The organism is Streptomyces sp. NPDC050388 (genome assembly GCF_040655635.1).
In the GTDB taxonomy this organism is placed as follows: domain Bacteria; phylum Actinomycetota; class Actinomycetes; order Streptomycetales; family Streptomycetaceae; genus Streptomyces.
In genome coordinates, this window is the sequence record NZ_JBFAKH010000022.1 from 99,155 (window position 1) to 111,222 (window position 12,068).

Annotated in this window: 7 protein-coding genes and 2 pseudogenes; 3 read left to right on the forward strand and 6 right to left on the reverse strand. The window is 71.0% G+C overall.

The features are described from left to right. Nucleotides 1-71: 71 nt before the first annotated feature. The 5 genes and pseudogenes from AB0I73_RS15415 to AB0I73_RS15435 all read right to left on the reverse strand — a co-directional run bounded on the left by AB0I73_RS15415 (nucleotide 72) and on the right by AB0I73_RS15435 (nucleotide 4,744). A complete protein-coding gene (locus tag AB0I73_RS15415) occupies nucleotides 72-1,112 on the reverse strand; it encodes a glycoside hydrolase family 6 protein (protein WP_363037492.1) in 1,041 nt (346 codons plus the stop codon). Nucleotides 1,113-1,259: 147 nt separating this feature from the next. After that, nucleotides 1,260-1,445: pseudogene (locus AB0I73_RS15420) on the reverse strand (class F sortase); the annotation flags it as partial. Nucleotides 1,446-1,809: 364 nt separating this feature from the next. Further along, nucleotides 1,810-2,589, reverse strand: coding sequence for an HAD-IIA family hydrolase (locus AB0I73_RS15425; RefSeq protein ID WP_363037510.1), 780 nt, complete (start codon nucleotides 2,587-2,589; stop codon nucleotides 1,810-1,812). Nucleotides 2,590-2,720: 131 nt separating this feature from the next. Further along, nucleotides 2,721-3,431: a hypothetical protein gene (locus AB0I73_RS15430; protein WP_363037494.1), complete on the reverse strand. Its 711-nt coding sequence runs from the start codon at nucleotides 3,429-3,431 to the stop codon at nucleotides 2,721-2,723. A 119-nt stretch (nucleotides 3,432-3,550) separates the two neighbouring features. Next, the gene (locus tag AB0I73_RS15435) at nucleotides 3,551-4,744 is read right to left on the reverse strand and encodes an ROK family transcriptional regulator (protein WP_363037512.1); all 1,194 of its coding nucleotides are present in this window, start codon (nucleotides 4,742-4,744) and stop codon (nucleotides 3,551-3,553) included. 76 nt (nucleotides 4,745-4,820) lie between these two features. Between AB0I73_RS15435 and AB0I73_RS15440 the strand changes: the two genes are divergently transcribed. Both AB0I73_RS15440 and AB0I73_RS15445 read left to right on the forward strand, forming a co-directional pair. Beyond that, complete coding sequence (locus tag AB0I73_RS15440) at nucleotides 4,821-5,894, forward strand: Gfo/Idh/MocA family oxidoreductase (RefSeq protein ID WP_363037496.1); 1,074 nt, start codon at nucleotides 4,821-4,823, stop codon at nucleotides 5,892-5,894. A 38-nt stretch (nucleotides 5,895-5,932) separates the two neighbouring features. Beyond that, a complete protein-coding gene (locus AB0I73_RS15445; protein WP_363037514.1) occupies nucleotides 5,933-6,412 on the forward strand; it encodes a heme-degrading domain-containing protein in 480 nt (159 codons plus the stop codon). Between the two features lie 653 nt (nucleotides 6,413-7,065). Here AB0I73_RS15445 and AB0I73_RS15450 read toward each other — a convergent pair. Then, nucleotides 7,066-9,972: pseudogene (locus AB0I73_RS15450) on the reverse strand (nitrate- and nitrite sensing domain-containing protein); the annotation flags it as partial. A gap of 647 nt (nucleotides 9,973-10,619) precedes the next feature. Between AB0I73_RS15450 and AB0I73_RS15455 the strand changes: the two are divergent. After that, nucleotides 10,620-11,810 carry a peptidoglycan-binding protein gene (locus AB0I73_RS15455; protein ID WP_363037498.1) on the forward strand — a complete coding sequence of 397 codons (1,191 nt, stop codon included), beginning with the start codon at nucleotides 10,620-10,622 and terminating at the stop codon, nucleotides 11,808-11,810. Nucleotides 11,811-12,068 lie beyond the last annotated feature (258 nt).

The window sequence follows — 12,068 nt, forward strand, 5'->3', positions numbered from 1 at the left end:
GGGTGTCCTCCACGGTGGAGGACACCCCCTTCTGCTGTCTCCTGTTCGTCGCCGCGTGCGCCGCGGCGCGGTCAGTCGCGGTCGCCGGCCTCGGCGAGCTTCACCGCGTAGTCCTCCCACCACTCGCCGGCCTTCGGACCGCCCTTGCACTCGCCGTCCGACTCGCCGGGCCGCTTCACCCACAGGTACGCGTCCACCAGCGGGTCCGCGGTCTCGGTCGTCGGGGTCTCGCCGAGGGCGCGGCCGGGCGGGTTGCACCAGCGCTCGTCCGCGTCGCCCTGTGTGTAGGGGCCGTTGCCGTTGCGGCTGGTGTCGATGACGAAGGGCTTGTCGCCGACCTTGGCGGAGAGCTTCTTGCCGTAGGCGATGGAGTCCTCGGTGGAGTAGAAGTTGGAGACGTTCACCGAGAAGCCGTCGGCCTTGTCGAGGCCCGCCCACTTGAGCGGCTCGTGGATCTGGTCGGGGCTGCCCCAGCCGGCGTTGCCCGCGTCCAGGTACACCGTGGTGTTCTTCAGGCCCGTGAGCTTGTCGACGGCGCCGCTGAGGAGGTCGTAGCGCTCCTCGTGGAACTTCTCCGGTGTGCAGCCGTCCACCAGGTGGAGCACCGCGTCGGGCTCCAGGATCACGGTCGCCGCGCGGTCCCCGATGCCCTTGGCCACGCCGTCGATGAAGGAGCGGTAGGCGTCGCCGTCGGCGGCACCGCCCTGCGAGTACTGGCCGCAGTCCCGGTGCGGGATGTTGTAGAGGACGAGCAGCGCGGTGCGGCCCGCCTCGTCGGCGGCCTCGGTGAAGCCGCGGGTCTGCTCCTCCGGGTTCTCCGGGCTGATCCATTCGGCGGTGGGCTGCTCCGCGATCTTGCGGACCTGCTCGGCCTCCGCCTTCTTGCCGTCCTTCTCCAGGTCGGCCATCTGCTGTGCGGCGTTGCCCTGCGGGTTGACCCAGAAGGGGCTGGCGCCCTTCGGCTGCTGCGTGATCGCCGCGTCGGCCCCCTTGCCGGATCCGCCCCCCTCGTCATCACCGGAGGAACAGCCCGTGATCAGCAGCACCGCCCCCAGTACCGCTGCCGACGCCCGCCTCCCGGCGAACGCCCCGACCCCCCTGCTGCCGTACATCCAACCCCCCTTGGGTGCACTCGTTCCGAGCCTTCCGAGCCCCAATCCTGGCATACGCCCCGCGGCACCCATGAGGCCGAGCCCGTCTTGTCCGCGACCTGTTACAGCCCCTGCGGTACGGCCGGGTGGACGGGTGGGGAGCCGGCGTCAGGCGGTGGTGGTGTCCGTCGGGTACGCCGAGACGATCACGTTGGCCGTGTGGCGGTGGCGTGCCTCGTCGAAGCTGCCGCCGCGGGTGACGAGGCGCAGTTCGGCCCGGCCGGAGCGGCGGGGCCCGTAGGCCCGCCGGGCGTCGAAGCCGTCCCGGGGGAGGACCTGGATGTCCTCGACGCTCCCCGACGAGTACGCCGTCGGCGACGGTGAGCCGGGCCTCGGAGACGAACGCCGAGGACACCGCGACCGCGGTCCGCTCGGCGCACTCCGCCACTTCGAGGGTGACGTCGGCGCCGGGGGCAGGTGTCGCCGGTGTCACCGACACCCCGTCCGCGCCGTCCGCCGCGTACGCCGCCGGGGTGAGCGCGGTGGCCGCCAGGACGCCGGTACAGAGAGCGCGTCGCACAGAACCCATCGGGGCACCTCCAGACACCGGGAGCGTGCCCTGCCGGGCAGGCAGACGCATCCACAGGGGTGCGGTGCTGCGCCGTACGAGTGGCATCGGGGCACGCGGGGTTTTACGTGTGTCAGACGGGGGCGCGGGTCAGACGAGGTCGACGAGGTCCGCGATGGAGTCCAGGACCTGGGACGGCCGGTACGGGAAGTTCTCGACCTGCTCGGGCCGGGTCAGGCCGGTGAGCACCAGGAACGTCTGCATCCCGGCCTCGATGCCGGCCAGGACGTCGGTGTCCATCCGGTCGCCGATCATGGCGCTGCTCTCGGAGTGCGCGCCGAGGGTGTTCAGACCGGTGCGCATCATCAGCGGGTTCGGCTTGCCCGCGAAGTACGGCTGCCGGCCCGTCGCCTTGGTGATCAGCGCCGCCACCGCGCCGGTCGCCGGGAGCGGGCCCTCGGCGGAGGGGCCGGTCTCGTCGGGGTTCGTCCCGATGAAGCGGGCGCCGTCGTTGATCAGCCGTACCGCCTTCGTCATGGCCTCGAAGGAGTAGGTTCGAGTTTCTCCGAGGACGACGTAGTCCGGTTCGTGGTCGGTGAGGACGTAGCCGATGTCGTGCAGCGCGGTGGTCAGGCCGGCCTCGCCGATGACGTACGCCGAGCCGTTCGGGCGCTGGTCGTCCAGGAACTTGGCGGTGGCGAGCGCCGAGGTCCAGATGTTCTCGATCGGGACGTCCAGGCCCATGCGGCGGAGCCGGGCGTGCAGGTCGCGCGGGGTGTAGATCGAGTTGTTGGTGAGCACCAGGAAGGGTTTTCCGGACTCACGCAGCTTCCTGATGAAGGCGTCGGCCCCCGGGATCGGCACACCCTCGTGGATGAGCACCCCGTCCATGTCGGTGAGCCACGATTCGATCGGCTTGCGGTCTGCCATGTGCGAGATCTCCTGCCGTACGCGGTCCTTCCTGCGCCCCAGCCTAGACATGCCCGGATCTTGGGGGAACGCCCGGTGTGGTGCGGCTCGAGAACACCCGGGGTGCTCCGTCGCTCCCCGGCCGGCCGGGTTCAGCGCCGCCGACGGGCCCGCGCCCCCGCCAGTCCCCCGGCGAGCAGGGCCACCGCGGCGACGGTCAGGAGCGGCCCGGCGGGGCCGGCGCCGGTACGGGCGAGCTCTTCGGGGCCGGTGGCACCGGCCCCCTTGCCGGGCGCCGGCTCGATCCGGAACCGGTAGTCGTCCGACTGCCCGACCCAGTCGCCGTCGTCCTCGCGCCGCTGGACGACGGCGGCCTTGGCGACGACCTCGCCCGCCGCGGCGTCGGACGTGAGCGCGAGCCGTACCTGCACGGTGAGGGTCCGGCCGGGCTCGACGGTGAACCCCGCGAAGCCCGCGTGCTCGTCGACGAAGGCGCCGACGAGTTCGTCCTCGTCGGTGGTCTCGAAGCGGACGGGGTGCGGCTGTTCCCGGTCCGGCGCGTAGAACTCCAGCACCGGCTGCGAGGCCCGCAACTCCCGCTTCTCGTCGACGAGTACGACGACCGGATGGATGCCGCCGCAGGAGCGGTCGGTGGTGTTGGTGAGCTGGAGGTACCAGGTGCCGTAGCCGCCGCCGGCCGTGTAGGTGTCCGGGCCGCCGTGGATACGGGCGGTGAGGGGGAAGTCGGCGTCGTCCCCGGTGGCGCAGGCGGGCGGCGGTGCTTCCGTCCGGGCCTGGGCCTCGGTGGGAAGAACGGCGGCCAGCACCGCCAGGAAGAGGGACGCGGGTGTGCGGAGTCGCATGCCGTATGACCTTGCCGATCGGCGGGCGGACACCACGGCGACACGCCCGAACACCCCCGCACGGCCCCACGATTCCCCCCGCTCGGAGCAGCGCACCCCCTCCGTCCCCTGCTTTCCGGCTACCCGTCCCCCCGTCCGAACACCGGCGCCAGTACCGACTGGGCCGCCCCTTCCGCGACCCCGCCCCCGCCCCCGGAGGCGACCCGTACCGGCACGGCCGTGTCCCCCGTGCGCCGGGCCCGGGTGTCCAGCACCGCACGAACGCCCCGCGTGAACGCCTCCGGGGCGGCCTCGATCGTGCGACCGCCGAGCAGGACGCGGTCGATGTCGAGCAGGCCCACCAGGTTCGCCGCGCCGACGCCCAGCACCCGCGCCGCCTCGTCCGTGTCGCCCCGCGCCACGGCGGCCAGGCACAGCGCCTCGACGCAGCCGCGGTCGCCGCAACCGCAGCGCGGCCCGTCCAACTGGACGACCTGGTGTCCGAACTCCCCCGCCCCGGTCCGCGGCCCCCGGTGCACGCTGCCGCCGATCACCAGCCCGGCCCCGAGCCCCGTACCGAGGTGCAGATAGGCGAAGGAGCCGCCCTCGCCGTCGACGGCCAGACCCAGCGCCGCCGCGTTGGTGTCCTTGTCGACGACGACCGGCACGCCGAGCCGTTCCGACAGCGCGTCCCGCAGCGGGTACCCGTCCCACTCGGGGAACCCGGTCACCCGGTGCAGCACGCCCCGGGCGTGGTCGAGCGGCCCGGGCAGGGCGACCCCGGCGCCCAGCAGGGCGGGCCGGGGCGGCACCCGGACGTCGGTGCCGGCTCCGTCCCCGGCGACCCCGTCTCCGCCGGTCCCGTCCCCGGCGGCCCACAGCCCCTCGACGACTCCCGCCACCCCCGCCAGTACCGCCTCCGCCCCCGCCCCCAGGTCCAGGGGGGCGCTCCGCTCCCCCACGACCGTCCCGTCGAGGTCGACCAGGACGGCCCGCAGTTCGTCCCGGTCCAGGTGCACGCCCACCGCGTGCCCCGCCTCCGGCACCAGCCGCAGCACCGTCCGGGGCTTGCCCCCGGTGGAGGCCCGGCGTCCCGCGTCCGCCGCGAGCCCCTCCGCCCGCAGCCGGGCGGTGATCTTGCTGACCGCCTGCGGGGTGAGACCGGTCCGCTCGGCGAGCTCCAGCCGGCTGATGCCCTCCGCCCCGGCGGTCCGCAGCAGGTCGAGCACGAGCGCGGTGTTGTGGCTGCGCAGGGCGAACAGATTGACCCCACTCGTCACGCCCGTCCCACCCGTCACGCCCGCTGTGCCGGTCGCCCCCGTCCCGCCCCGCATACCGCCGTACGTCCTGTTCACCCGCCCATTCTCTCCCGTGCTTGCACTTTGGCAACAGCGTTGCGAAAGTAGGGGCATGACTGGCACTCCCCTCCGCGTCGGCCTCGTCGGCTACGGCCTCGCGGGCTCCGTGTTCCACGCCCCGCTGATCGCCGCGACCGAGGGCCTCGCGCTCGACACGGTGGTCACCTCGAACCCCGAGCGGCAGCAGCAGGCCCGCGCCGAGTTCCCGGACGTCCGCCTCGCGGCGACGCAGGACGAGCTGTTCGAGCGCGCCGCCGAGCTGGACCTGCTCGTCGTCGCGTCGCCGAACAGGACGCACGTCCCGCTCGCCACCACCGCCCTGAAGGCCGGCCTGCCGGTCGTCGTCGACAAGCCCGTCGCCGGCACGGCCGCCGAGGCCCGCGGGCTGGCGGCGCTCGCCGAGGAGAGCGGCCTGCTCCTGTCCGTCTTCCAGAACCGCCGCTGGGACAACGACTTCCTCACCCTGCGCAAACTGGTGTCCGAGGGCACACTCGGCGATGTGTACCGGTTCGAGTCCCGCTTCGAGCGCTGGCGGCCGCAGCTCAAGGGCGGCTGGCGCGAGTCCGGCGACCCCGCGGAGATCGGCGGCCTGCTCTACGACCTCGGCAGCCATGTCGTCGACCAGGCCCTGGTCCTCTTCGGCCCGGTGACCTCCGTCCACGCCGAGGTGGACATCCGCCGCGAGGGCGCGCGCACCGACGACGACACCTTCATCGCCCTCACCCACGCGAACGGCGTCCGCTCCCACCTCTACGTCTCCGCGACCACGGCCCAGCTCGGCCCGCGCTTCCGCGTCCTGGGCTCGAAGGCGGGCTACGTCAAGCACGGCCTCGACCCCCAGGAGGCCGCCCTGCGCGACGGCCTGCGCCCCGGCGCCGGTTCCGGCTGGGGCACCGAGCCGGAGGAGCTGTGGGGCCGCGTCGGTTCCGGGGAGTCCCCGGTGACCGGCGGCGGGCGCCCCGAGCCGACGCTCCCCGGCGACTACCCCGCCTACTACACGGCCGTGGCGAAGGCCCTCCGGGAGGGCGGCCCCAACCCGGTGACCGCGCGCGAGGCCGCCGCCGCCCTGGACGTCCTGGAGGCGGCCCGGCGCTCGGCCGACGAGAAAGTGACGGTGACGCTGTGACCCGACCCGAACCCGCCGCCCGCGAGGGAGAGGCGACTGTGGGAGCACCGAGTACGGAAGGGCCGAGCCTGGAAGAACTGGAGGCGCAGGAACGCCGCCTGGTCTTCCAGCGGTTCAGCCACGAGGACGCCTGGGAACTGGGCTCGTTCCTCGTCGACCTGGCCCGGGTGCGCGACGCCCCCGTCGCCATCGACATCCACCGCGCGGGCCAGCAGCTCTTCCACGCCGCCCTCCCCGGCTCCACCCCCGACAACGACGCCTGGATCGCCCGCAAGCGCCGGGTCGTCGAACGGTACGGCTCCGCGTCGTACCTGGTGGGCGCCCGGCACCGGGCCAAGGGCACGACGTTCGAGGAGTCCTCGCGCCTGGACCCCGACACCTACGCGGCCCACGGGGGTTCGTTCCCGATCACCGTCGAGGGCGTCGGCGTGATCGGCGCGGTGACCGTCTCCGGGCTTCCCCAACTCCAGGACCATCAGCTCGTGGTGGAAGCGCTGGAGCACTTCCTGGCCGACTGATGCCCGCCCTCGCCGGCGAGGCGGTCGTCGGTCTTCGTGCGGGGTGGGAAACGGTGAAGTCCGACCAGTTCATCGGGTTGGCGGCACCGAGCCGTTTTCGGCCTTCGTTCGGGCAGGTCAGGTGAAGAATGAGGACGACTCATGGATTTCGAGGAGTCCGCCCGCTCCGCACCAACCGCATCACCGACATCGTGAAGACCGCTCCCGTTCTGCTCCACGCGTCAACGTGAGGGTGAAAAGCGCTCACTTCCTGCCGGACTTCCCCATCATCCACACAATGAGGAACCCCGCGAACAACATGACGCCGAAGAACACATACACAAGAGTCATGGCTTCATCCCCTTTCATGCCTCCGAAGCGGAACCGCTTCGTGTGTACACGCCCGATGCCAGGCCTGTCGCCGGCCAAAACAAATGTGAGGAAGTCTGGCCTCGACCTTGCATGACGGTCTGTCGAAGGAGTCGGCGGACCGTTTTGCTTTCTTTGGCTGATGGCGGGAAGGCCGGCGGCCCGGTTGTCGCATCGAACGGGCGCCGGGTTCCACTTCTCCGGGTCGGGTGGTGCTGTCGTCGGGACGGAGAAGGTGTTGTCAGGTTGAGCCGGTGGCCTTGGGGCCGGAATGACCGTCGGGTTCGTCGATCACCAGCGGGGCGGCCGCCCTGCGGAGTGTGCTCCGCCGCGCCCTCGACCAGATCGGTCTTCGGGACCCGGCGTGGCAGGCCGGAGGCGGTAACCCCGCCGGCCTTCGGCCGCTTGAGCCGCTCCGCCCGCTCCTGGCGCTCGTCGTCGGCCGAGCGCAGGTCGTTCTCTTCCTCACCGAGAAGGGAGTCGTGGCCTGCGCGCGCCGGCTCCTACCGGCCCCCTCGATGGGCGGCATCGTCGGGCCCTGCCGCGCTGTTCCGGCGAGGAAGGCCGACGTCGGTCACCTCGTGGACGGTGCCCGGGACAGCCGGAGGCGGGAACCCTGCGTGTCCCGCGGCCGGTTCGGCTCCTCCCGGACCGGTTGCCGCTTCCGTGCCGGACGTGGGCATGTACGCGTCACCGTAGCCGCTCGAGTCCTGCCACTCGCCCCGATGCGACGGTTCGCCCCGACCGGCGTAGGCGTCCGGCATGGGAGGCCGCTGTTCCTGGTAGCCGGCGGCCGGGTAGCCGTCGCCGTGGTGGCCGTTCTGTACGGGGACGTACTGACCATTGTGGGCGAGCCGTCCCTCATGGCCGGTGCGGTCGCCATGGCCGCCGGCCCCTTCGTGGCTTTCCCTGTCGCCGTAGTCGGCCGCACTGCCGTCATGGGCAGACTGATCGCCGTACGCACCCGCCTGGGCGGCGAACACGGGGGCAGGGTGACCGGGCTGCCGGTCCTGATACGGATCGGGCTCCTGGTACACGGAGGGCTGCCTGGCCTCGTCGCGGAACGCCGGACGGTCTCCGCCCCTCTGGTTCTGCGTCGCCTCGAGAGCCGCACGCAGTTCCTCGCGCAGCGACGAACGTCCGACCCGGTCGAGTTCCCGGAGGTCCTGCGGCCCCTCGGCGGTGTAGCGGCTGTCGTCGAAGCCGAGTTCGGCCGCCGTCCGCTGGGGAGGAGCCTCGTGGGACTGCTGTTCCGGGATGATGGAGGCGACGGTGAATTCCGCGCCCCCCATGACCTGATCGCCGCCGCCACCATGAGTGATCGCCTCCGGCAGCATGACCAGCGACGTCGTGCCGGCCTGCTCGCCGGAGGGGCGCAACTGGACGCGAATCCCGTGACGGCCGGAGAGCCGGCTGACGACGTACAGTCCCATGTGCTGCGAGATCTCCGCGTCCACGGTCGGCGGTTTCGCCAAACGGTGGTTGATGTCCGCGAAGTCCTCAGGGGTGAGGCCGATGCCCTTGTCGTGTATCTCGATCATGATCCGGCCGTCGGGCAGGCGCGTCGCGGCGACGAGGACCTTGTTCTGGGGCGAGGAGAACGTGGTGGCGTTCTCCATCAGCTCGGCGAGCAGGTGCACGAGGTCCGACACGGCGCGGCCGTGGATCTCCGCCTCCGGCACACCCACGAGTTCGACGCGCTCGTACCGTTCCACCTCGGAGGCGGCGGCGCGGAGGACGTCGACCAGCGGGATCGGCTGGTCCCAGCGGCGGCCGGGCTCCTCGCCCGCGAGGACGAGGAGGTTCTCTCCGTTGCGGCGCATACGGGTCGCGAGGTGGTCCAGCTTGAAGAGGTGTTCCAGCTGGTCCGGATCGGCCTCGTTGTTCTCCAGATCCGTGATGAGGGTCAACTGCCCCTCGATCAGGGACTGGTTGCGGCGCGACAGATTGGTGAAGATCGCGTTGACGTTGCCCCGCAGCAGTGCCTGCTCGGCAGCGAGGCGGACCGCCTCGCGGTGCACCTGGTCGAACGCGCGGGCGACCTCGCCGATTTCGTCGGTCGTCGTGATCGGGATGGGCTCGACCCGGGTGTCGACCCGGCCCGGATCCGTGCGGGAGAGCTGGTCGACGAGCATCGGCAGCCGCTGCTCCGCGACGTCGAGGGCGGCCGACCGCAGCCGGAGCATGGAGCGGCTCATCTGCCGGGCCATGAGTCCGGCGAGGAGTGAGGTGACGAGCAGACCGACCAGGACGACGGTCGCCGTGACGATGGCCTCACGATTTGCCTCGCCGTCGAGGTCGGAGGTCCTTTTCACGGCATTGTCGATGAGCTCCGTCTCGATGGTCCTGTAAGCCTCGAACTCGGCAGTGGTGGTGGCCCACCACGACTCGGGGGTGACAGCCCGCGCGGCCAGTGTCGCCCTGGTGGCGTCCGGCGCGGCCAGGAGCGCGAGGGCCTTGTCGGGGGCCGGCGGGGCCACGAACTCCTCACCGTTCGCCTTCGCTTCGGCCGCGGCTTCCTCGGCCCTGGCCCCGGCCTCGGCCTCGACCTGCCTCTGCACCTCCTCCAGCGCGGTGATGTCCTTCTCGCTGCCGCCCGAGAGGTACTCGTGGGTGGCGATCCCCTCGAGATAGGCGTACGAGGTCAGGGCGCCGCGTTGCTCGGCGGCATCCGCGGCGTCCGGACCGTTGACCAGAAGGTGCATACCGATGGCGCGCTGAAGGGAGATCGCGCTCTTGGACATCGAGATGGCGTAGAGGGTGCGGCCGTACCCGGTGACGTCGGTGGTGCCCGGACCGAGTTCGTTGGAGAGCTCCAGCAGGGGGTGCTGAATGGCGAGGTATCCCTCCTCGGTCTCGACGCCCTTGAGAGCGCCGGTGTAAGCGGCGGCGCGGAGGTCGTCGAGCTTCGATTCCTGCTCGAGGAAGGCGTCGAGGCGGCGGTTGAGGGTTTCCGTTTCCGGCGCGTCCTCCACCACGGCGTGGAATTCCTCGGCCGCCTTGTCGGTGGCCCCACGGGCTTCGACGACGCGCTGGTCGTCCTTGGCATCGCGCAGCAGGGGTTCGACGGACACGTCGCGCTCTTCCTGCAGACGGTGGCCGTAGACGAAAGCCGCCTGGACCACGCGGGCGGTCTTCCCCGCGGTGACCGCCGCCTGCCAGTCGCGGAACGATCCCTGGATCTGGACCGTCCCCATCACCAGACAGACCACTACCGGCAGGAACAGGATCGCGTTGAGCCGGGTGGGCATGAGCCAGTTCCCGGGGGTGAATCGGCTTGTGCTGCCCTTGGGTGTGTCCTCGCCGGCGACCTGCGTGGGCGATTCCGCGGCCCGCGGTGGAGGGGTGAATTGTCCCCCCGACCGCGATGCGCGGCTCGTCGTGTTCCGCCTCACTCGACCAACAACCTCTCGATGGCAGCACATGACGTATGCCGTTGATGTTTCCAGGCCCGCACAGCAGGGCAGTTCGGCGCATTCCAGCACGTCGGTCCGCGCTCTTTCAAACAAGGCGTCGACCGGTTACTCCGACATTAACGCCCGAGGTATTCCGGGCGTAAAGAAGGTGTCGTCAAATTGTCTATCAGCCACCCTGCCCCATGGACAGCTCGACAACACCTTCCTAGGTGTTCTCCCAGCATCCTCCGCGATTCGCCACGATGCGCAGCGATTTATCACCCAATGCACGTAGGCAAAGTTCTCCGAGGGTACTGCCAACCGCCTTGTGATTCCGCGATGATCGCCTCTGCATCCGGCGGCGAAAGTGACCCGCCGGTACCCCACGCCACGTCAACTCCCCTCCCCAGCACGGCCCGAAAAGGCCGTCCGGGAAGACGTGCGTCACTGGAGGAAGAAAAGGTATGCGCACCACTTTCGCGGGCGTGTCCGTACGGGCCGCCGTGGTCGGCACGGCGACCGCCGTCGCCCTCGGTCTGACCGGCACCACCCCGGCACAGGCCGCCTACCCGAGCAGCTACAGCGTCAAGGGCATCGACACCAGCCGTTGGAACCACGGCTCGGCGATCAACTGGAACAGCGTCGCCGCCTCGGGCCAGAAGTTCGTGTTCCACAAGGCGTCCCAGAGCACCGGCTGGGTCGACCCCTACTTCAACCAGGATTTCAAGGCCTCCGCCGCCGCGGGGCTGATGAACTCCGGTTACCACTTCTACGCGGAAGGCACCGGCAGCGCCCAGGCCGACCACTTCATCAGAACCTTGCGCACCGCCGGCTACACCGGCAAGGCCGCCGGCCAGCTGCCCCCGGTCATCGACCTGGAGCACCACAACGGCGCGTGCCCGGCCTACGCCACCACCACGCACATCAGCACCTTCATCAACAAGATCAAGTCGTCCTTCGGGGTCGCCCCGATCGTCTACACCTCCAAGTGGTTCGTCGACGACTGCCTGAAGGGCAACGGCAGCGTCTTCTCCACCACTCCGCTGTGGCAGCCGCGCTACCAGAGCGGTTCCAACGAGCCGGCCGCCCTCCCCGGCGCGAACCGCTCCTGGTCGTTCTGGCAGCACAGCGAGACCGGTGCGGTCTCCGGCATCAGCGGCAACGTCGACCTCAACGTCTACCGCGGCACGCTCACCCAGCTGCGCGCCATGGCCAACATCGGCACCGGCACCACCCCGGCTCCCGCCCCGCTGCCGTCCTGGCCGGTCCTGAAGTACGGCGCCACCGGAGTGGACGTCAGGGCACTGCAGTACCTGCTCAACGCCCGCGGCTACGCCACCACCGTGGACAGCAGCTACGGCCCGGCCACGCAGAACCAGGTCACCGCCTTCCAGCGTGCCAACGGGCTGGCCGCCGACGGCATCACCGGACCGGCCACCTGGTCCAAGCTGATCGTCACCGTCCAGAGCGGCGCCACGGGCAACGCGGTCAAGGCCGTCCAGACGGAGCTGAACTCCAAGGGCTACTCGCTGACCGTCGACGGCAGCTTCGGCCCGGCGACCCTCTCCGCGGTGAAGTCGTTCCAGTCCTCCAAGGGCCTCGCCGTCGACGGAAGCGTCGGCCCGGCCACCTGGCAGACCCTCGTAGGCAGCTGACCGCCCGACGGGCAGGGCCACGGCCCTCGCACCCGTCGGCCGGGGATAACGGCCCGCACCCTCACCGGTGCGGGCCGTCTTCCCTCCGGGCGACTGCGCCGCGGTGGTGGATCACCGGTACAGGACGGCCCGCTCCACCACGCCCCACGCCGTACTGGTGACCATGTACAGCGCGGCGGCCAGGGGCACCACGGCCACGGTGACCAGCGTGAAGAACGACATGAACGGCATCACCCTGATCACCGCGCCCACCGCACC